Source organism: Streptomyces sp. NPDC033221 (assembly GCF_055577005.1).
Map to the genome: position 1 here is coordinate 45,452 of NZ_JBVIQN010000030.1, position 20,137 is coordinate 65,588.

Annotated in this window: 20 protein-coding genes; 9 read left to right on the top strand and 11 right to left on the bottom strand. The window is 72.8% G+C overall.

From position 1 onward, the window contains the following. Positions 1-141: 141 nt before the first annotated feature. The 3 genes from ACZ53K_RS31245 to ACZ53K_RS31255 all read right to left on the bottom strand — a co-directional run bounded on the left by ACZ53K_RS31245 (position 142) and on the right by ACZ53K_RS31255 (position 2,982). Positions 142-945 carry a DeoR/GlpR family DNA-binding transcription regulator gene (locus tag ACZ53K_RS31245; RefSeq protein WP_468843141.1) on the bottom strand — a complete coding sequence of 268 codons (804 nt, stop codon included), beginning with the start codon at positions 943-945 and terminating at the stop codon, positions 142-144. Positions 946-1,041: 96 nt separating this feature from the next. Continuing rightward, complete coding sequence (locus ACZ53K_RS31250) at positions 1,042-1,926, bottom strand: class II fructose-bisphosphate aldolase (protein ID WP_468843144.1); 885 nt, start codon at positions 1,924-1,926, stop codon at positions 1,042-1,044. A 138-nt stretch (positions 1,927-2,064) separates the two neighbouring features. Beyond that, positions 2,065-2,982 carry an SIS domain-containing protein gene (locus ACZ53K_RS31255; RefSeq protein ID WP_468843147.1) on the bottom strand — a complete coding sequence of 306 codons (918 nt, stop codon included), beginning with the start codon at positions 2,980-2,982 and terminating at the stop codon, positions 2,065-2,067. Positions 2,983-3,359: 377 nt separating this feature from the next. On the opposite strand from ACZ53K_RS31255, the gene ACZ53K_RS31260 reads away from it, so the two are divergent. Continuing rightward, positions 3,360-4,778, top strand: coding sequence for a sugar porter family MFS transporter (locus tag ACZ53K_RS31260; protein WP_468843150.1), 1,419 nt, complete (start codon positions 3,360-3,362; stop codon positions 4,776-4,778). A gap of 195 nt (positions 4,779-4,973) precedes the next feature. After that, a complete protein-coding gene (locus ACZ53K_RS31265; protein ID WP_468843153.1) occupies positions 4,974-5,825 on the top strand; it encodes a nucleotidyltransferase domain-containing protein in 852 nt (283 codons plus the stop codon). On the opposite strand, the gene ACZ53K_RS31270 is transcribed toward ACZ53K_RS31265, so the two are convergent. The 4 genes from ACZ53K_RS31270 to ACZ53K_RS31285 all read right to left on the bottom strand — a co-directional run bounded on the left by ACZ53K_RS31270 (position 5,798) and on the right by ACZ53K_RS31285 (position 8,616). After that, entirely contained in the window at positions 5,798-6,100 is a 303-nt protein-coding gene (locus tag ACZ53K_RS31270) for a YciI family protein (protein WP_468843156.1), read from the bottom strand. The genes ACZ53K_RS31265 and ACZ53K_RS31270 overlap by 28 nt on opposite strands. A 162-nt stretch (positions 6,101-6,262) precedes the next feature. Next, the gene (locus tag ACZ53K_RS31275) at positions 6,263-6,784 is read right to left on the bottom strand and encodes a hypothetical protein (protein ID WP_468843159.1); all 522 of its coding nucleotides are present in this window, start codon (positions 6,782-6,784) and stop codon (positions 6,263-6,265) included. A 420-nt stretch (positions 6,785-7,204) separates the two neighbouring features. Then, on the bottom strand, positions 7,205-7,420 hold the full coding sequence (locus tag ACZ53K_RS31280) for a ferredoxin (protein WP_468843162.1): 216 nt from the start codon (positions 7,418-7,420) through the stop codon (positions 7,205-7,207). A gap of 5 nt (positions 7,421-7,425) precedes the next feature. Next, entirely contained in the window at positions 7,426-8,616 is a 1,191-nt protein-coding gene (locus tag ACZ53K_RS31285; RefSeq protein WP_468843164.1) for a cytochrome P450, read from the bottom strand. 135 nt (positions 8,617-8,751) lie between these two features. Here ACZ53K_RS31285 and ACZ53K_RS31290 point away from each other — a divergent pair, with 135 nt between their 5' ends. Then, positions 8,752-9,417: a TetR/AcrR family transcriptional regulator gene (locus ACZ53K_RS31290; protein WP_468843167.1), complete on the top strand. Its 666-nt coding sequence runs from the start codon at positions 8,752-8,754 to the stop codon at positions 9,415-9,417. Positions 9,418-9,456: 39 nt separating this feature from the next. Here ACZ53K_RS31290 and ACZ53K_RS31295 read toward each other — a convergent pair whose 3' ends face one another. Then, positions 9,457-10,020 carry a GNAT family N-acetyltransferase gene (locus tag ACZ53K_RS31295; protein ID WP_468843170.1) on the bottom strand — a complete coding sequence of 188 codons (564 nt, stop codon included), beginning with the start codon at positions 10,018-10,020 and terminating at the stop codon, positions 9,457-9,459. A 159-nt stretch (positions 10,021-10,179) separates the two neighbouring features. On the opposite strand from ACZ53K_RS31295, the gene ACZ53K_RS31300 reads away from it, so the two are divergent. Then, positions 10,180-10,908 carry an endonuclease V gene (locus ACZ53K_RS31300; protein WP_468843173.1) on the top strand — a complete coding sequence of 243 codons (729 nt, stop codon included), beginning with the start codon at positions 10,180-10,182 and terminating at the stop codon, positions 10,906-10,908. Positions 10,909-10,953: 45 nt separating this feature from the next. Here the strand turns inward: ACZ53K_RS31300 and ACZ53K_RS31305 are convergent, their stop codons facing one another. Then, positions 10,954-12,174 carry a saccharopine dehydrogenase family protein gene (locus ACZ53K_RS31305; RefSeq protein WP_468843176.1) on the bottom strand — a complete coding sequence of 407 codons (1,221 nt, stop codon included), beginning with the start codon at positions 12,172-12,174 and terminating at the stop codon, positions 10,954-10,956. 260 nt (positions 12,175-12,434) lie between these two features. Between ACZ53K_RS31305 and ACZ53K_RS31310 the strand changes: the two genes are divergently transcribed. Together ACZ53K_RS31310 and ACZ53K_RS31315 are read left to right on the top strand one after the other, a co-directional pair. Further along, the gene (locus tag ACZ53K_RS31310; RefSeq protein ID WP_468843178.1) at positions 12,435-13,364 is read left to right on the top strand and encodes a dihydrodipicolinate synthase family protein; all 930 of its coding nucleotides are present in this window, start codon (positions 12,435-12,437) and stop codon (positions 13,362-13,364) included. Next, entirely contained in the window at positions 13,361-14,824 is a 1,464-nt protein-coding gene (locus ACZ53K_RS31315; RefSeq protein WP_468843181.1) for a sialate:H+ symport family MFS transporter, read from the top strand. Before ACZ53K_RS31310 ends, ACZ53K_RS31315 begins: the two co-directional genes overlap by 4 nt. Here ACZ53K_RS31315 and ACZ53K_RS31320 read toward each other — a convergent pair. After that, on the bottom strand, positions 14,809-15,243 hold the full coding sequence (locus tag ACZ53K_RS31320) for a phosphatase domain-containing protein (protein WP_468843184.1): 435 nt from the start codon (positions 15,241-15,243) through the stop codon (positions 14,809-14,811). The two genes, ACZ53K_RS31315 and ACZ53K_RS31320, sit on opposite strands and share 16 nt — an antisense overlap. 24 nt (positions 15,244-15,267) lie before the next feature. Beyond that, positions 15,268-16,005, bottom strand: a complete 738-nt coding sequence (locus ACZ53K_RS31325; protein WP_468843187.1) for an MgtC/SapB family protein — start codon at positions 16,003-16,005, stop codon at positions 15,268-15,270. 347 nt (positions 16,006-16,352) lie between these two features. Here ACZ53K_RS31325 and ACZ53K_RS31330 point away from each other — a divergent pair, with 347 nt between their 5' ends. The 3 genes from ACZ53K_RS31330 (at position 16,353) to ACZ53K_RS31340 (ending at position 20,137) form a co-directional block, all read left to right on the top strand. Further along, positions 16,353-17,597, top strand: a complete 1,245-nt coding sequence (locus ACZ53K_RS31330; RefSeq protein WP_468843190.1) for a CaiB/BaiF CoA transferase family protein — start codon at positions 16,353-16,355, stop codon at positions 17,595-17,597. A 65-nt stretch (positions 17,598-17,662) separates the two neighbouring features. Then, positions 17,663-18,805: an acyl-CoA dehydrogenase family protein gene (locus ACZ53K_RS31335; RefSeq protein ID WP_468843304.1), complete on the top strand. Its 1,143-nt coding sequence runs from the start codon at positions 17,663-17,665 to the stop codon at positions 18,803-18,805. A 117-nt stretch (positions 18,806-18,922) separates the two neighbouring features. Continuing rightward, positions 18,923-20,137 (top strand): acetyl-CoA C-acetyltransferase, encoded by a 1,215-nt coding sequence (locus ACZ53K_RS31340; RefSeq protein ID WP_468843192.1) that lies wholly within the window; start codon positions 18,923-18,925, stop codon positions 20,135-20,137.

Here is a 20,137-nt window from a genome sequence, read left to right on the forward strand (position 1 = left end):
TGGGCGCCGTCACCTCGTGGTCCCTGCGATCCCTGCGATCCCTGCGAGTCATCCGGCCATCGTGGCAGCGGCGGGCGGGCCCGGCGAGGGGCCGGACGTGGCGAAACCGCGGCGATGTCCCCCCGCTCGCGCCGCCGGTGGTCAGTCGTCCGCGGCGGGCCGGGCGGCGATCACGCGCAGCCCCCGTTCGCCGAACTCCCGGCGGGTGGTCTCCTTGGCGCCGCTGTCCGTGATGAGGGTGTCGAAGACGTCCGCGCCGCCGACCCGCGCGAAGCAGCGTGCGCCGATCTTCGAGGAGTCCGCGACGACCACCGCGCGCCGGGCCCGCTCGGCCATCAGCCGGTTGATCCGGGCCTCCGCCTCGTCGTGCACGGTCGCGCCCATCACCGGGTCCACGCCGTTGGCGCCGATGAAGGCGATGTCCACGGAGATCTGCTGGAGTACCAGCTCGCTGAACGGGCCGACCAGCTCGAACGACCGGGAGTGCGCCACCCCGCCGGTCAGCACGATCTTGATCTGCGGGCGGACGGCGAGTTCGTTGGCGATGTTCAGCGAGTTGGTGACGATGGTCAGATGCGGCTGCGGGCCCGCCTCGGCGAAGTCCGGCCGGGTCGCCAGCACCCGCGCGATCTCCGTGGTCGTGGTGCCGCCGCTCAGGCCGACCACGTCACCGCGCTCGACCATCCTCGCCGCGGCCTGCGCCACCGCCTCCTTCTCGTCGGCGTGGTGCGCCCGCTTGTAACGGATGGGCAGGTCGTACGCCACCGAGCTGAGCACCGCGCCGCCGCGGGTACGGGTCAGCAACTGCTGGTCGGCCAGGGTGTCCATGTCGCGGCGCATCGTCGCGGCCGAGACCTCCAGCTTGGTCGCGGCCTCCTCGACCTCCACCCGGCCGCGTTCGCCGAGCAGCTCAAGGAGGGCGTTCATCCGTTCATGGCGGTTCATGGCGCGAGCCTAAATCCTTACCGCCGGCCTGCGTGATATCGGGGAGCCCGCCGCCGGCGGCCCGGGACGCCGGCGGACAGGTCGTAGGGCTTCGCCTCACCCCTGCACGGGCGCCTCCGCGGCGGCCGACTGGCCCGGGACCGCGGCCGGAGCGCCGAGCAGGGCGAGCAGTCGGGCGGCCTCCTGGGCCACGGCCTCGCGTGCCGGTTTCACGTACGTGCGTGAGTCGACGAGGGTCAGGTCCTCGTCCAGGGTGTCCCGGATGCTGCGGGTGAAGACGGAGACCAGGTGGGTGGAGATGTTGATCTTCGTCATGCCGGCGGCGACGGCCCGGCGCAGCTCGTCGTCCGGTACGCCCGAAGAGCCGTGCAGCACCAGCGGCACCGGCAGCTTCCCGGCCAGCGCCGCGATCAGCTCCTTGTCCAGGACGGCGGTGCGTTCGTGCATCGCGTGGGAGGAGCCGACGGCGACGGCCAGCGCGTCCACCCCGGTCGCCCGGACGAACGCCAGCGCCTCGTCGGGATCCGTACGGGCCCCGGGTGCGTGTACACCGTCCTTGCCGCCGACCTCGCCCAGCTCGGCCTCGACGTAGGCGCCGCGCTCGTGGCACCAGGCGGTCAGCTCCGCCGTGGCGGTGACGTTCTCCTCGTACGGGAGGGCCGAGGCGTCCACCATCACCGACCTCACCCCGGCCTCGACGCCCTCGCGCACCAGCGCCGCTTCGGTGATGTGGTCCAGGTGCACGGAGACCCGGGCGGGGGACGCCTCGGCGAGCGCGAGGGTGGCGCGGACGATGGGCAGCAGACTGCCGTGGTAGCGGACGCAGTTCTCGCTGATGCCCAGGATGACCGGGAAACCGCTGCGTTCGGCGGCCGTGACCAGGGCTTCGGCGGTCTCCAGGTGGATGACGTTGAACGCCGCGGCACCGGCTCGCGCCGCACGGGCGGCGGAGACGATCGACGAGGTGGAAACGAGAGGCATGAACCCTGACTCCCTTGCGGACGGAGCCGTTACCGGCAGGTCGTGTACGGACGGGGTGAGGCGGGACGGGGAGGGCCGAGTGGTGCGAGCCGGGCGGGACGGGCCGGTTCCGGCGGGCCGGACCGGGCGGGGCGCCGGCTACCCCGCCGCCGGCTCCGGCTCCCCCTCCGTGAGCATCACCGAGCGGGTCAGGCTGCGCGGGTTGTCGGGGTCCAGGCCACGGGCGCGAGCCCGCTCCAGGGCGATGCGCTGCACCAGCACCAGATCGGCCAGCGGGTCGCGCCCGTGGTGCACGAAACCGGCGCCGGTCCGTGCGACATCCGCCTCCAGGCCTTCCGGCACCGGGCCGAACACCCAGGTGACGCGGCCGGGTGCCGCTATGGAGATGGGGCCGTGGCGGTACTCCATCGCGGGGTAGGACTCCGTCCAGCTCTGTGACGCCTCCCGCATCTTCAGCGCCGCCTCGTTGGCCAGCCCGTACGTCCAGCCCGTGCCGAGGAAGGAGAACTGCTCGGCGTCCACCCACTCCTTCTCCACGGGTGCGGTCAGCGCCTCCTCCGCGTCACGCACCGCGCCGGACAGGTCCTCGCCGAGGTGGGCCCGCAGCAGCGCGAGCGCGGTCGTCGCGAACCGGGTCTGCACCACGGACCGCTCGTCGGCGAACGGCAGGGTGACGGTCGCGTCCGACAGCCCGGTCGCCGGCGTGTCGGGGTCACCGAGCACCGTCACCGTGGGAATGCGCCCCTTCACCTGCTCCAGCAGGCGCAGCACCTCGGTCGTCGTCCCGGAGCGGGTGATCGCCACGACGGCGTCGTAACCGCGGTCGGCGCCGAGGAACGCCTCCGAGGCGGCGAAGGCGTCCGTCCCCCCCAGCCCGGCGCCCTCGCGCAGCGCCGCGTACGCCTGCGCCATGAACCACGAGGTGCCGCAGCCCACCACCGCGACCCGCCGGCCGGCGCCGGGCAGCGGGGTGCCGGCGCCGCCGATCCGCGCCGCCTCCCGCCAGGTCTCCGGCTGGCTGCGCAGCTCCTGCTCCATGTACGAGGTCCCGCTCACGACGCCCTCCAGTTGTGTGCGTGAACTTGCAATAACATGCTCGATTTCAAGCAACTCTACGCACGCCCTGCGGCGTAATCCATCCCTCGTAAGGGTGGGAGTGCTTCCGATGCGGGAAGGGATGATCCATGAACTGGCGCTCTCTGCAGGAGGGATACGGAAGACCTGGTCGCCCGAGGTGACTGTTGACACATGAATGAAAGGAGTCGAATACTCGCAGGATCACTCATGCAGCCGCAGTGGAGCGGCGGCCGGCAGGCAGTGCCGCCGGTGCCGGCGCCGGACGGTGTGCCCGTCACCGGCCGTCCACGGGCAGCTGCCGCGGTGATCGCACGCAGCAAGGCCGTTCCGCCGACAGTCGTCACAAAGGACTCCCCATGTCCGTTGCCACGCGCTCCACGCAGTCACCGTCCTCGCCGCCGGGCCCCGAGGGCCCGCCGCCCCGGCGCGCCGGCCGGCTCTTCGCCCTCACCGGAGCCGTCGTCGGCGTCATCTACGGCTACGACACCGGCAGCATCTCCGGCGCCCTGGTGTTCCTGAGCAAGGACTTCCACCTCACCGACACCGAGCAGGGCCTGGTCAACAGCATCCTGGTGTTCGGTTCGATCCTGGGCGCGCTGATCGGCGGCAAGCTGGCCGACGCGCTGGGCCGCAAGGCCGCCATGCTGATCGTCGCCGGGTCCTACACGGTCTTCGTGGTGCTCTCCGCCCTCGCCCCGAACATCGTCGTCCTGGACGCGGTACGGTTCCTGCTCGGCGTCGCCATCGGCATCTCGATCGTGGCGGCCCCGCTGTACATCGCCGAGTCGACACCGGCGCGCACCCGCGGCGCCTCCGTCGCCGCGTACCAGGTCGCCACGGTCGCCGGTATCGCCCTCACGTACTTCGTGAACTGGGGACTGTCCGACGGCGGCCACTGGCGGCTGATGCTCGGCCTGTCCGCGATCCCCGCCGCCCTCGTGCTGATCCCGCTGTTCCGGCTCCCCGACACGCCCCGCTGGTACGTCCTCAAGGGCCGTACCGAGAAGGCCGTCGAGGTCATGGCGCTGACCGACCCCGACGTCGACGCCCGCGCGGAGACCGAGGCGGTCCGCGCCGCTCTGTCGGAGGAGAGCGGCGGATCGCTGCGCTCGCTGCTGCGCAAGCCGTATGCCCGCGCCACGCTGTTCGTCGTCGGCCTCGGCTTCTTCTGCCAGATCACCGGCATCAATGCGGTGACGTACTACAGCCCGCAGATCTTCGAGGAGATGGGCTTCACCGGCGACGGGCAGAACTTCCTGCTGCCGTCCTTCGTCCAGCTGGCCTCCCTGGCCGCGACGGTCCTCGCCATCCTCATCATCGACCGGCTCGGCCGCCGCGTCGTCCTGCTCTCCGGCATCGCCACGATGACGGCCATGCTCGGCGTCCTGACCGCCGTCTTCGGCTTCGGGGACCTGGAGGGCACCGGTACGTGGATCGGCTTCGGCGCCATCCTGCTCTTCACCGCCGCCTTCAACTTCGGCTTCGGCTCACTGATCTGGGTGTACGCCAGCGAGGCGTTCCCCGCGCAGCTGCGCTCCACCGGCGCGTCGGCGATACTGACCGCCGACCTCGTCGCCAACCTCCTGATCGCGCAGTTCTTCCCGTCCCTGCTGTCCTGGGCGGGCGCCGCCGCGACCTTCGCGGGTCTCGGTTTCCTCGCACTCGGCGCACTGGTCTTCGCCGCGTTCACCGCCCCCGAGACCAAGGGGCGGCAACTGGAGGAGATCCAGGGATTCTGGCTCAACGGGGGCCGCTGGCCCACCCCGGCCCCGTAGCGGCGCGGCCGGCCCACGGCCTTCGTCCGGTGCGCAAAAACCGTTGGTTCCGCGCCGGCCGCGGCCCGTACGATCCGGCCCATGGGCGTTTTCAGCTGAGCAGACGGACGTGGTCCGTGACCACCGGCCCGGCGGGTGCCGCTGGGCCGGCGGCACCCGTCCGTATGCCCTTTCATCTGCTCAGGAGAGATCCCCATGCATCGCACGCCTGTCTCGTCCTGCCCCGCCCTCGACCGCCGTGTCGCACGCCTGCGCGAGCTGGCCGAGGCCGAGCCCCGGCTGGAGGGCGTCCTGCTCTACGGCTCGTGGACCCTCGGCGAGGCCGACGCCCACTCCGACATCGAGGCGTATCTGTACGTCCGGGACGCGGACGCCGGCACCTTCGACGGCCGGGAGTTCGTCGGCCGCATCGCGCCGCTGAAGCTGGCCTACACCAATAGATACGGCATCCTGGCCGTCGTCTTCGACGACCTGATGCGCGGCGAGTTCCACCTCGTGGCCGCCGGGCCGGGCATCGACGAGGTGCCCACCTGGCGCGGCATGGTGCACCTGCCGGCCCCTGGCGCCGCCGTCCTGCTGGACCGCGGCGGACGGCTGACCGCGGCGGCCCGCGGCCTCGCCGACCCGTGCCCGCCCGAGCCGGGCCAGACCGCCCAGCAGCTCACCGACGAGCTGACCAATTGGACGCTGATGCTCGCCCACATCCTGAACCGCGGCGAGACGGCCCGCGCACACAACCTCATGCACGCGGTCGTCGCCCCGCAGCAGCTCCAGCTGTGCCGTCTGCTGCGCGGGTCCACCACACACTGGCTCACCCCCAGCCGCGCTCTGGAGCAGGACCTGCCGGCCGCCGACCGCGACCGTTACACCGCGACCACTGCTCCCGCCGTGCTCCCGGCCGTACGTACGGCAGCACGGGCCGGCTGGCAGTGGAGCCGGGAACTGGCCGGTGAGGCGGCGGCGCGGTGGGGCACCACGGTGCCGGCCGCGCTGCACGAGGAAATCGGCGAACTGCTCGCTCAGGAGGGCGGCAGCTGCTCCCTGTAGGGCTCCAGCTCCGGCGCCGTCGTGGTCGCCACGAACTCGGTGATCCGGTAGTCGCACACGCCCGCGGCCGTGAACGGGTCCTCCGCGACGATCCGCTCGGCCGCCGCCCGGTCGGTGACGGACGCGAGGATGACACCGCCGTCGCGCGGCACCTTGCGTCCGGCGGCGAGGAAGTGCCCGGCCGCGTAGTTTTTCTTGAGCCACTCCACGTGGTCGGGCAGGGCGGCGTCGACGCGATCGAGCGGGGCGGTGTAGGTCAGCTCCAGTATGAACATGAGGGGCATGGTAGGCCGCGGTGATCACCCCGCTGCCACAGCCCGGCGTGGCCGGCGCCCTGGCCTGCGCGTTCTTCGGCCGCTGTGCCCCGCCGGGCCGGGAGGTGGGACCCGGCAGGGGCGCAGCGGCCCGAAGTGCCGCGGGAAACGTGGCCCAGGCCGTCAGGACTGGTTGTTGCTGCGGCGGCGCAGGAAGTAGGTGCCGCCGACCGCGGCGGTCGCCAGCACCGCGGCGCCCGCGACGATCTCGGTGGTGTTGGAGTCCTTACTGGTGCTGCCGACACCGGTGTGCACCTGGCCGTGCGGCCGCTTGGCGTCGGTCTTGAAGCTCGTCATCCACTGCTTGCCGTCGGGGCAGCTGCCGTCCACGCCCCAGTTCGAGTAGCGGCCGAGGTGGTGGGGGCCGCCGCTGAGCTGGCTCGCCACCCGGGCGGTCCCACGGTAGGTCTTGCCGTGCTTGTGGGTGCGGTACAGCCAGATAGTGCCGCTGCGGAAGCCCTGCGAGGAGGCGGCGATCCGGCCGGCCTTGCCGGTGTCGCAGGTGACGGTGACGGTGACGGCCCCGCCGGGGCCGGTGAGCTTCGGGCTGGTGGTGGCCACCGGCTTGGCGAACGCGGCGCCGGCCGACAGGCCCAGGGCGGCGATGGTGAGTCCCGATGCTGCGATGACGCGAGTGGAACGCATGGTTGATCCTCCGGCAGCGCGGCGGCGGCGCGGGTGCGCCGCGGCAGATCGGATGGATCCGCGCTGACGCATTTGAGATAAGCCTCGGCGCGCCGTCCCCGCCCGGTGAGGATCCGTCAGGTAAGGTGCCGCCCTCCGGCGTGTCGGCCCCGGCCGGGCGGCGTTGCGGCAGGTCACTGCGCCGACACGCGGTCGGCGATTTGCCCGTACCGGGCAGGGACAGACGGGTGAGGGGCGGCCGCGCCGGTGTAGGCCGTTCGGTGGCGGGCCCGCACCGCCCGCCACCGGCCCACCGTCCGCGAACCGCCCGTCACCCGCCACCGCCCGCGAAGCGCGCACAGCCCGTCCAGTGCCTACGGGCCGCCCGCCCTCCCGCGACACGCCGTCAGGGCCGTACGGGTGTCCTCATCCGTCTCCCCGTCAGGGCCGCGGCCCGACGACCGTCTCGCCCTCCCGGATCAGGATCGCCATGGCCGGACAGGAGTCGGCCGCGTCCAGCGCGCTCTCGTCCTCGGGGATCTCCTCCTTGAGCGGCCGGGCGTACGGCCCGTCCAGGACGAAGAGATCCGGGGCGATGCCGGCGCACATGCCGGACGCCATGCACTGCTGACCGTCGATCGAGGCCTGCCAGGTCATCCGGCTCACCACCCCACCGGCATCACGCGCGGGCCGCGGACCAGCATCTGGTCCTTCCAGACCATGTCCCCGACGATGTGCAGCCCCGGGAAGCGGGTGATCAGGGCGATCAGCGCCTCCTGGAGCTCCAGCCGGGCCAGTGGCGCGCCGAGGCAGTGGTGCACCCCGTGACCGAAGCCGAGGTGCTGGTTGCCGTCGCGGGCGATGTTGAGGACGCCCGGTTCGTCGAAGCGCAGCGCGTCCCGGTTGGCCGCGCCCACGGCGACCAGGACCGGTTCACCCGCACGGACGAGTGTGCCGCCCACCTCGATGTCCTCGGTGGCGTAGCGGGGGAAGGCCGCGCCGCTGCCCAGCGGTACGAAGCGCAGCAGTTCCTCGACGGCGCTCTTGACTAGCCCGGGCTCCGCGCGCAGCCGCTCCAGCTCGCCGGGGTGGTCCAGGAGCGAGACGACGAAGTTGGGTATCTGGGTGGCCGTGGTCTCGTGCCCGGCGACCAGGATGCCGGTACACAGGTCGATCAGTTCCAGTTCGCTGAGCCGGTCGCCGACGTCGCGCGCCTCGATCAGCCGGGTCATGAGGTCGTCCCGGGGCGTCACCCGGTGATCCTCGATCAACTTCGCCATGTAGGCGCGGAGTTCCTCGCGGTTGGTCTCGAACTCCTCGGCCGTCAGCGAGCTGGTGGACAGCGCCGCGTCGCTCCACGTACGGAACTTGGGCCGGTCCTCCTCGGGCACGCCGAGCATCCGGCAGATGACCGCGACCGGAATGGGCAGGGCGTAGCGGTCCACGAGGTCGACGGGCGGTCCCGCGGCCTCCAGTTCGTCGATCAGCGCGTGCGTCAGCTCGCGCACCCACGGCCGCAGCTTCTCCACCTGGTGGACGGTGAACGCCTTGGCGACGAGCGTGCGCAGCCGGGTGTGGTCGGGCGGGTCCATGCTCAGGATTCCGCTGTCGCGCTGGCCCTCGGACTGCCGCGGTTCGTCGTGGCGGAGTCCTTCCGCGCGGCTGAAGCGGCGGTCGCCGAGGACCAGCCGCGCGTCGGCGTAGCGGGTGGCGAGCCAGGCCGGTTCGCCGTACGTCATCTGTACCCGTAACAGTCCCGCCTGGTCGCGGACCTGTTCGTAGGTGTCGGACAGGGCCAGTCCGTCGGGTTCGTTGAACGGGTAGGCAAGGGGCATCGTGTCGGCTGTGGTCACCGGGGCCTCCCTCGTGTAAGCAACTGCTTACAACGTAGAGGGGTGTTCTTGGTACGGTCAACGGCCCTGCACGATCTCCGGGTTGGCGGGGCGTCGGGCCCGAGGGGCGCGGACAGGGACGAGGGGAGTACGCGGATGGACGGGAACGACCCGGTGGCCGGTCCGGAAACCGGTACGGGACATGTGCCGGACGTGACCGGTCCGGTGCCGGAAGCGGGGGGCGTCACACGGCGCCGCGGGGCGCAGGGCACCCGGCTGCTGCTCCTGGAGGCGGCGGCCGCGCTGTTCGCCGAGCGGGGCTACGAGCGGGCGACCGTACGGGACATCGCGGAGCGCGCCGGAGTCAACCAGGCGCTGCTCTTCCGCTACTTCGGGTCGAAAAAGGCCCTGTTCGGCGAGGCCGTGGCGCTCGGCGGCCAGGAACAGCTGCACAGCACACCGCCCCGCGAGCTGTTCGAGGTGGCGCTGCGCGGCATGCTCGGCCGCCGGGGCGCCGACCCGGAGGACCGCGCCCTGGAGACCTTCCTGCGCTCCATCGGCGACAGCGACGAGATCATCACCGCCGTACGGGAGATGGGCGACGATTACGCGCGGGTGCTCGCCACGCTCAGCACCGCCGACGACCGTGGGCTGCGCGCCGATCTCGCCCTGTCGTGGATGCTCGGCATCGGTCTGATGCGGGTGGTCGTCGGCAAGCAGCCGCTGGCCGACGCCGACCCGGACGCCGTGTGCGCGCTGGTCACCGGCGCGCTCGGCACCCTTCTGGAGGACCTGCCGCGGTCGGCGCCGCCGGCCGTGTGACCGCACGGGTACGGCACGCCCGGTGGGCGCGCCTCCCGGTCACCCGTCGGCCGCCCGCTGCTTGCGCCACTCCGGGGCCAGTACCGACCAGATCTCGATGTCGTGACGTACGCCGCCGCGCGCGTAGTTCTCCCGCAGTACCCCGTCACGCACCAGCCCGAGCCGCTCGGCCGCCTTGATGCTCGCCGAGTTGCCGGCGGCCGCCCGCCACTCCACCCGGTGGATGCCGCGGGCGTCGACCGCCCAGTCGACGAGCACCCGGATCGCCCGCGTCACGAGCCCGCGCCCGATGGCCGTCTCCTCCAGCCAGCAGCCGACCTCGCAGTTCCCGGCGGCGGCGTCGAAGGTACGGAACAGCACGCCGCCGACGAGCGTGCCGTCCACCCGGATTCCGTACAGCCGCCCGGTGTCGGCCGCCGCCTTGTCCGCGTACGACTGCAGGAACGCCCGGGCCGAGGGCAGGTCGGTGCTCAGGTCGGGCAGGCCGATGAAGCGGCCGACGTACTCCCGGCCGCGCTCCATGTGCGCCAGGTACTCCTCGGCGTGGTGCGGCTCCAGGGGCCGCAGTTCGGCACCGTCGTCACCCAGCGATATCGCGAACATTCCCGTTCCCCCGTCACTCGTGGTCCCGCGCCCGCGCGGACCGGGCGCCGCGGCGTGCGAGGCCGTCCGGCCGGACGCGCGCCGCGCGCATCATCACATACGACCGCGGCCGGACCACAACGGCTTTCCCGCCCGCCCGTTCGATACCGTGGCCCCACCATGACGAACGACGCCGCGATCTCCCTCGATGATGAGCTGGCCCACTGGCCCACCGATGAGGCCGGGGCGCTGGCCGTTCAGGACCGGCTGCGCGCGCACGTACGGCGGGAGCAGTCCGGGCCCGAGCCGGGATTCGCCGGGACGGTCGTCGGCGTGGACGTCGCCTATGACGACGAGCACGACCTGGTGGCAGCGGCGGCCGTCGCGCTGGACGGCGTCACCCTCGCGGTCGTCGAGGAGGCCACCGCCGTCGGCCGGATCTCCTTCCCGTACGTGCCGGGACTGCTGGCCTTCCGGGAGATTCCCACGGTGGTGGACGCCCTGAACCGCCTCACCCGCACACCGGACCTGGTCGTCTGCGACGGTTACGGGCTCGCGCACCCGCGCCGCTTCGGCCTCGCCAGCCACCTCGGCGTGCTCACCGGCCTGCCCGCCATCGGCGTCGCCAAGAACCCGTTCACCTCGCGGTACGACCTGCCCGGCGTGGCACGGGGCGAGTCCTCACCGCTGCTGGACGGCGCCGCCGACGGCGGTGAGGAGGTGGTCGGGCGGGCGCTGCGTACACAGCACGGCGTCAAGCCGGTGTTCGTGTCCGTGGGCCACCGCGTCGACCTCGACCGGGCATGCGCGCACACCCTCCACCTGGCGCCCAAGTACCGCATCCCGGAGACGACCCGGGCCGCCGACGCGCTGTGCCGGCGTGCCCTGTCGCAGGCGCGCGCCGACTGACGCCGGGGCGTCCGGCCCGGCTACGGGGACGTCCGCCCGGCCGGGCTACTGGGTCGTCTGCCCGGTCCGGGACGCCGACTCGGCGACCACCCGGAACGTGATGCCCGCCCGCCGGAGCCGCCCGGTGAGCGCGTCGCCCATCGCGACCGCCGTGGTCACCTGGCCGGACGTCTCGGGCAGCTCGTCGAAGGCCAGGCTCAGCGCCGACTCCGCGAGGATCTTCGCCGTCTCGTCATAGCCCGGGTCGCCGCCCGAGACCTCCGTCAGGACACGCCGGCCACCGCCCTCGCCGACGAACCGCACGCTGAACGAACTGCGCGCCCGGCGCTCCTCGTCCGGCCCCGAGCCCGGAGCCAGCCGCCCCGACAGCCAGCGGCGCGCGGGCGGCAGCTGCGCGACCGCGCACGCGGCGCCCGCGCCCAGCACGCCGCCCACGGCGACCGGCAGCCACTTGACGGCGGCGTAGTGGTGATAGGTGAAGTCGGGCCCGTACCGCTCCAGTCCGGCCGCCGAGCGCGCGACCACCTGGGGGTCGAGCGTCGGCAGCGGCACGGCCCACGCCTGTACGACGCCGTTGCGGTACGGCCGTCCGACCGGTGCCCGTACCGTACGGCCCGCCGGCCGCCCCTCCAGACGCTGCCGATCGCGGGCGGCGCGCGCCATGCCCAGCGGACGCGAGGCCGCCGTCAGCGCTGAGGCCAGGGTGCCGCCCGAGATGGTGCCGTTGCTCCGTACGAAGCCGTCGACGCGCAGCGGCACACCGGGCGGCAACTGGCCGACGGTGAAGTGCACGCCGAGGTCGGGCGGTACGCAGTCGAAGCCGCAGGCGTGCACGATGCGGGCGCCCGACGCGCGCGCCGCCGCGTCGTAGCGCACATACGTCCGGTCGACGAACTCGGCCTCGCCGGTCAGGTCGGCGTAGTCCGTACCGGCCTCGGCGCAGGCGGCGACCAGCGGATCCCCGTAACTGAGGTACGGGCCGACGGTCGTGGCGAGCACGCGGGTGCTCGCGGCGAGGGCGCGCAGCGAACCGGGGTCCTCGGTGTCGGCGTACAGCAGGGGAAGGTCCGCACAGGCCGGGTCGGTCTCCGCCAGGCTGTCCCGCAGCCGGGCGAGCTTCGTGCGGTCGCGGCCGGCCAGGGCCCAGCGGCAGCCCTCGGGAGCGTGCCGGGCCAGGTACGCGGCGGTCAGCCGGCCCACGAATCCGGTGGCGCCGAACAGCACCAGGTCGTGGGGTCGTGCCGCGGTGTCCTGCCGTGTGCTCACGCCTGCCTCCGCATCGGGTCCCCGGCCGTGGCGCGGCCGGTCCGGCGCCACGCTAGGCAGCGGTCCATCTTCCGTCAACGAGGGGCCCCGGGCGCGCGGTCTTGACACGCCCGGGCGGCTGGTCCACATTCACCCGCACGTCCGCCAACATGGGACGTCCGACGTCCGGAATGTTCCTGGCCGGGGGCGGGCGCCGGGCCTGGCCGGGCGGCCGCGCCGCTCCCGTACGGCACGCGGCACGAGCAGAAAGCTGGTCACCGATGACGCTCCCCGCGCCGCTCACCGGCGTCGTCCCGCCGCTGTGCACCCCGCTGACCCCGGACGGCCGGGTCGACACCCGCTCGCTGGCCGCGCTCGCCACCCGGCTCGCCGGTGCCGGGGTGAGCGGGCTGTTCGTCCTCGGTTCCAGCGGGGAGACCGCCTTCCTGACCGACGCGCAGCGCCGCACCGTCGTCGAGACGGTGACCGAGGCGGTCGGCGGCCGGCTGCCCGTACTGGCCGGTGCCATCGACATGACGACCGCCCGGGTACGGGAACACGCCCGTACCGCACGGGACCTGGGTGCCGACGCGATCGTGGCCACCGCGCCCTTCTACACGCGCACCCATCCCGCCGAGATCGCCGACCACTTCACCCGCGTACGGGAAGGCGCGGACCTGCCGCTGTTCGCGTACGACATCCCGATGGCCGTGCACACCAAACTGCCCGCCGACATGGTGCTCACCCTCGCCCGGAACGGCGTACTGGCCGGCCTCAAGGACAGCAGCGGCGAGGACGGGGCGCTGCGGCGCCTCCTGGTGCGGGTACGCGCGCAGGCACCGGACTTCTCCGTGCTCACCGGGTCCGAACTGACCGTGGACGGCGCCCTGCTGGCGGGCGTCCACGGCGTCGTCCCCGGCCTCGGCAACGTCGACCCGCACGGCTACGTACGCCTCTACGAGCACGCCGTGGCGGGCCGCTGGCGCGCGGCCGCCGCCGAACAGGACCGGCTCGCCGCGCTTTTCGCCCTCACCGAAGCGGGCGACCCGGCGGTGATGGGCCGCGGCTCGTCCGCACTGGGTGCCTTCAAGGCGGCCCTGCACCTCCAAGGAGTCATCGACTGCCCGGCCACCGCACCGCCGCAGCTCCCGCTGGACGAGGCGGCCGTCGGCACGGTCCGGCGGTGCCTGGAGGAAGCCGGACTGCTGTGAGGACGCGCCCCGCGAAGGCCGCCCGGCACCAGGACCGGCACCCGCCCTGGTACCGGCAGGTGACACCCCGCCAGTGGAAGTCGATGTTCGCCGCCTGGGTGGGCTACCTCCTGGACGGCTTCGACTTCGTCCTGATCACGCTCGTCCTGACCGAGATCGCCGGCACGTTCGGCCTGAGCACGGCCGGCGCGGCCTCCCTCGTCTCCGGCGCGTTCATCACCCGCTGGCTCGGCGGGGCGCTCCTCGGCGCGATGGGCGACCGGTACGGGCGCAAGGCGGCGATGATCGCCAGCATCCTCCTGTACTCGCTGGGCACCTTCGCCTGCGGCTTCGCCTGGGACTACACCAGCCTGTTCGCCGCCCGGCTGGTCATCGGCATGGGCATGGCGGGGGAGTACAGCGCCAGCGCCACCTACGTCCTGGAGAGCTGGCCCGCCGCCCTGCGCAACCGGGCCTCCGGCTTCCTGATATCCGGCTACGCGGGCGGGACGGTCCTCGCCGCCCAGCTGTACCGGTGGGTGGTGCCGAACTGGGGCTGGCGCTGGATGTTCTGGATCGGGGTGCTGCCCGTGCTGGTCGCACTCTGGGTCCGCAGGTCGCTTCCGGAAGCGGACGACTGGAGCGCCGAGGTGGGAGCCGCCGGGGTCCGCCCGAACCCGTTCCGCCCGCTGTTCGCCGGGCGCGCCCGGCGGCAGCTCAACATCCTGCTCGCGGCCGTCGCCTCCACCGCCCTCTTCTGCGTCTTCACCCCGGCCGGTGCGGGGTACGTCCCCTGGCTGGCGGCGCTCGCCGCGCTCTGCCTGACCGCGTTCGCCGTCCAGCTCGGCGGCCGGCGCGGCTGGGTGCTGTACGTGGCCCTGACGCTGACCGTGTTCTGCGCGTTCCTCTACAGCTGGCCCGTGCAGGCGCTGCTGCCCACCTACCTCAAGACCGAGCTGGGGTACGCGCCCGCGCAGGTCGCGGACGTGATGTTCTACGCCGGGTTCGGCACGATGGCGGGCTGCTGGCTGGCCGGCTTCACCGGCGACCGGTTCGGCACCCGCCGCGCGTACGCCGGGACACTGCTGGCCTCCCTCGCCTTCGTCTTCCCGGTGTTCGCCGTCCAGGACAGCCTGGTCGCGCTGGGCGTCCTGCTCTTCGGGCTGCTCGCCCTCGGCCAGGGCATCTCCGGCATCCTGCCGAAGTACATCGCCGGGCACTTCCCGACGGCGGTCCGCGCGGCGTCGCTCGGCTTCGTCTACAACGTCGGCGCGCTCGGAGGGGCGGTCGCCCCGGTGCTCGGCGCCCGGCTCGCCGAGGGCATGCCACTGGGCCGGGCGCTGGCCGTCCTGACCTTCGGGCTGACGCTGGCCGTCATCGTCCTGGTGGGCGGCGACGTACCGGTGCGGCTCGCCCGGCTGCTGGACCGCGAGGTGGTGGGCGACCACCTCGCGTCACCTGGAGGTCAGCGCCCGAAGTGACGGATGTAGCGCCGCTGCCAGGGCGTCTCGACGGCTCGGCGGTCGTAGCCGCTGCGGACGAAATCCACCGCCTGACCAGCCGGTACCCCGTCCAGGACGGCGATACAGGCGAGGGCCGTGCCGGTACGGCCGCGGCCGCCTCCGCAGGCGACCTCGACACGTTCCGTCTTCGCGCGTTCCCAGACCTCGCCGAAAAGGTCACGCGCCCGGGCGCGGTCGCTCGGCAGCCGGAAGTCGGGCCAGCGCAGCCAGCGGGTCTCCCAGGGGACCTCGGGCGGCTGTTGCCCGAGCAGGTACACGGCGAAGTCCGGTGCCGGGCCCGGCGGCAACGGGCGGCGCAGGCCGCGGCCCCGGACCGTGCGTCCGGAGGGCAGCCGCAGCACCCCGGGGCCGTCCTCCTGCCACATCGCGTTCACCATGCCGTGCCCGCCCTTCCCCGCCCGTCACTCCGTACGGTCCGATTCCCGCCCCAAGGACACCCCGCGCACGCCGTCCAGCTCCGCCAGCCGCTCCACGAGCGGATGCGCCGAGCCCGGGCCCTCCAGCCGGAGCAGCACCTCGGCCGGTACCTGCTCGTCCGAGCCCGTCTCCACCTGGACATCGGTCACCTGGAAACCGCTGCCGGTGCACATCTCCAGCATCCGGCCCAGCAGACCGTGCTGTGCACGGTAGCTCAGGCGCAGCTCGATGCGCTCGACGAACGGAGCACGCCGCCGCCCGGAGAACAGCTTCGGGAATCCGCGGACGACGAGGAAATGCACGAGGGTCGCCCCGAGGGCGAGCAGGGGCAGACCGCCGCCGCAGGCCATGCCGATGGCGCAGGTCAGCCAGATCGTCGCGGCGGTCGTCAGGCCCCGTACCGCGTCCTTCTTCACGAAGATCAGACCGCCGCCGATGAAGCCGATGCCCGAGACGATCTGCGCGGCCACCCGGGACGGGTCCAGCGCGACGCCGTCCGTGCCCAGCAGTGCGTAGAACCCGTGGACCGAGACCTCCATGAACAGCGCGCTGCCCACACCGACCAGGGTGTGGGTGCGCAGCCCCGCGCTCTTCTGCTGGACCTGCCGCTCCAGCCCGATGAGGGAGGACAGGACCAGGGCCAGCGCCAGTTCGGCGAACTGGCGGAGGCCCTGACCGTGGCTGATGTCGAACAACGGGGCTGCGAGGTGCGTATGAGGCATCCGGCCATTGTCCCTCCATGACCGGCGTGCGGGCCGTTGTCAGTGGTCGCCGCTAGCGTGGTTCTCACGGTGACCGGCAGGCGGCCGGTCCGGCGGGGGAGGGGTGGTCGCGGTGGTGGAGCGGTCCATATCCGGGCGGGGGTCCATCGCCGGTTCCGACGGGGGAGCGCGCCGCTGGTGAAGTGACGCGTGAAGGCCCGTGGCGGCGGTGGGAGTTGGCCACCGCCGCCACGGGCTTTTCCGGTGCCGGCCGATGGCCGTGGGGGCTTGTGGAAAGTGGAACACGTTCTTAACATCGCGAGTGTTACATCAGTTGTGTCACAGTGCTGCGGAGCTCAGGGGGCCCGATGGCAGGGACAGGAAACGGCCCGCTGAGCGGGGTGCGCGTGGTGGAGCTGGCCGGCATCGGGCCCGGCCCGTTCGCCGCGATGCTCCTGGCCGACCTCGGCGCCGACGTGGTCCGCGTCGACCGGCCCGGCGGCTCCGGCCTCGGCGTCGACCCGGCGTACGACCTCACCAACCGCAACAAGCGCTCCGTGCTGGTGGACCTGAAGTCCGCCGCAGGACCCGGCCAGGTGCTGGACCTCGCCGCCCGCGCCGACATACTGATCGAGGGATACCGCCCCGGCGTCGCCGAGCGCCTCGGCATCGGCCCGGACGCCTGCCTGGCACGCAACCCGCGGCTGGTCTACGGCCGGATGACCGGCTGGGGCCAGCAGGGCCCGCTGGCCGGGACCGCCGGACACGACATCGGCTACATCGCCGTCACCGGCGCGCTCGGCATGATCGGCCCGCCCGGCGGGCCGCCCGCCGTCCCCGCCAACCTCCTCGGCGACTACGCCGGCGGCTCCCTCTACCTGGTCGTCGGTGTCCTCGCCGCGCTGCGGCACGCGCAGACCGAAGGCGGCCGCGGCCAGGTCGTGGACGCGGCCATCGTCGACGGCACGGCCCACCTCACCGCGATGATCCACGCCATGCTCGCCGCCGGTGGCTGGCAGGACCGCCGTGGCGCCAACCTCCTGGACGGCGGCGCGCCGTTCTACGGCACGTACGAGACCGCCGACGGCGGCCACATGGCGGTCGGCGCCCTGGAGCAGCGCTTCTACGGCGAATTCATCCGGCTGCTCGGCATCGAGGACGAGGCACCCGCCCGCGAAGACCTCGCCGCCTGGGAAGAGCTGCGGGCCGCCATCGCCGCCCGCTTCAAAACCCGTACGCGCGCGGAGTGGACGGCAGTCTTCGAGGCGTCCGACGCCTGCGTGGCGCCCGTGCTCTCCCTGCGCGAGGCGCCCGGCCACCCGCACCTCGCCGCCCGCGGCACCTTCGCCGGCCACGGCGGCATCACCCAGCCCGCACCCGCCCCGCGCTTCTCCGCCACCCCCGGCGCGATCCGCCGGCCGCCGGCCCAGCCCGGCGCCGACACGGTCGAGGTGGCCCGCGACTGGGACGTCCCGGCGCTCGCCGACCGCCGGGACCCGGCGCCCGGGGCAGGTCGCGGCACGACCTGGCCGGACGGCACCCGGGCCGCCGACGCCTTCGCCCCGCCACCGGGGTCGGACGCCGGCTCTCCGCCACCGGGATCGGACGCCTGATGGACAACACCCCCCTGATCCCTCCCCCGCCGTCCCCGAGGAGGCTCCCCGCGATGACCGCGCAGCTGGAACGCCAGATCTTCACCGAGGACCACGACGCCTTCCGCCGCACCGTACGGACCTTCCTCGAAAGGGAGGTGACACCGCACTACGACCAGTGGGAGAAGGACGGCATCGTCAGCCGCGACGCCTGGCGTGCGGCGGGCAAGCAGGGCCTGCTGGGCATGGCGGTCCCCGAGGAGTACGGAGGCGGCGGCAACACCGACTTCCGCTACGCCGCCGTACTGGCCGAGGAATTCACCCGGGCCGGCGCCGCCGGACTCGCCGTCGGCCTGCACAACGACATCGTCGGCCCGTATCTGACCCAGCTCGCCACCGACGAGCAGAAGCGCCGCTGGCTGCCCGGCTTCTGCAGCGGCGAGACCATCACCGCCATCGCCATGACCGAACCGGGCGCCGGCTCCGACCTCCAGGGCATCCGCACCACCGCCGAGGACCGCGGCGACCACTGGCTGCTGAACGGCTCCAAGACGTTCATCTCCAACGGCATCCTCGCCGACCTGGTGATCGTCGTCGCCAAGACCACGCCCGAGGGCGGCGCGCACGGCCTGAGCCTGCTGGTCGTGGAGCGGGACACGCCGGGCTTCGAGCGCGGCCGGAACCTGGACAAGATCGGCCAGAAGGCGCAGGACACCGCCGAGCTGTTCTTCACCGACGTACGGGTGCCCAAGGAGAACCTCCTCGGCGAGCTGAACGGCGCGTTCATCCACCTGATGACCAACCTCGCACAGGAGCGGATGGGCATCGCGGTCGCCGGGATCGCCGCCGCCGAGCATCTGCTGGAGATCACCACGCGGTATGTGAAGGAGCGCGAGGCGTTCGGCCGGCCGCTCGCCAAGCTCCAGCACATCCGGTTCGAGATAGCCGAGATGGCCACCGAGTGCGCCGTCACCCGCGAGTTCCTGGACCGCTGCATCGTGGACCACTCCGACGGGAAGCTCGCCGCCGTACACGCCTCGATGGCCAAGTGGTGGGCCACCGAACTGCAGAAGCGCGTCGCCGACCGCTGTCTGCAACTGCACGGCGGGTACGGCTACATGAGCGAGTACCCGGTCGCCAGGGCCTTCACCGACGGCCGTATCCAGACCATCTACGGAGGCACCACCGAGATCATGAAGGAGATCATCGGCCGCTCCCTCCTCGGCTGACCGGCCCGCCCCGGCCCACGCCCGAAGCCCGAAGGCCACCGCCCACTGTCCCCTCACCCCACCCTCACCCCACGCCCCCCGCCGCTCCCGAAACACCAGCTGGAAAGGCTGCCCACCGTGACTTCCGAAGCGTACGTATACGACGCGATCCGCACCCCGCGCGGCCGCGGCAAGGCCAACGGCGCGCTGCACGGCACCAAGCCGATCGACCTCGTCGTCGGCCTCATCCACGAGGTGCGCAGCCGCTTCCCCGGCCTCGACCCGGCAGCCGTCGACGACATCGTGCTCGGCGTCGTCGGACCGGTCGGCGACCAGGGCTCCGACATCGCCCGGATCGCGGCGATCGCCGCCGGGCTGCCGGACACCGTCGCGGGCGTCCAGGAGAACCGCTTCTGCGCCTCCGGCCTCGAAGCGGTCAACATGGCCGCCGCCAAAATCCGGTCCGGCTGGGAGGACCTGGTGCTCGCGGGCGGCGTCGAGTCGATGTCGCGGGTCCCGATGGCCTCCGACGGCGGCGCCTGGTTCGCCGACCCGATGACCAACTTCGACACCGGCTTCGTCCCGCAGGGCATCGGCGCCGACCTCATCGCCACCGTCGAGGGCTACTCCCGCCGCGACGTGGACGAGTACGCCGCGCTGTCCCAGGAGCGCGCCGCCGCGGCCTGGAAGGACGGCCGCTTCGCGCGTTCCGTCGTACCCGTCACCGACCGCAACGGCCTGGTCGTCCTCGACCACGACGAGCACATGCGGCCCGGCACCACCGCCGATTCGCTGGCCGGCCTCAAGCCGTCCTTCGCCGCCATCGGCGACATGGGCGGCTTCGACGCGGTGGCCCTGCAGAAGTACCACTGGGTGGAGAAGATCGACCACGTCCACCACGCGGGCAACGCCTCCGGCATCGTCGACGGCGCCGCGCTGGTCGCCATCGGCTCCCGCGAGGTCGGCGAGCGGTACGGCCTGACCCCGCGCGCCCGTATCGTCTCCGCCGCGGTCTCCGGCTCGGAGCCCACGATCATGCTCACCGGCCCCGCGCCCGCCTCCCGCAAGGCCCTGGCCAAAGCCGGGCTGACCATCGACGACATCGACCTCGTCGAGATCAACGAGGCGTTCGCCGCCGTCGTGCTGCGCTTCGTGGCGGACATGGGCCTGAGCCTGGACAAGGTCAACGTCAACGGCGGCGCCATCGCCCTGGGCCACCCCCTCGGTGCCACCGGCGCGATGATCCTGGGCACCCTCGTCGACGAACTGGAGCGCCAGGACAAGCGCTACGGCCTGGCCACCCTCTGCGTCGGCGGCGGCATGGGCATCGCCACCGTCATCGAGCGCGTCTGA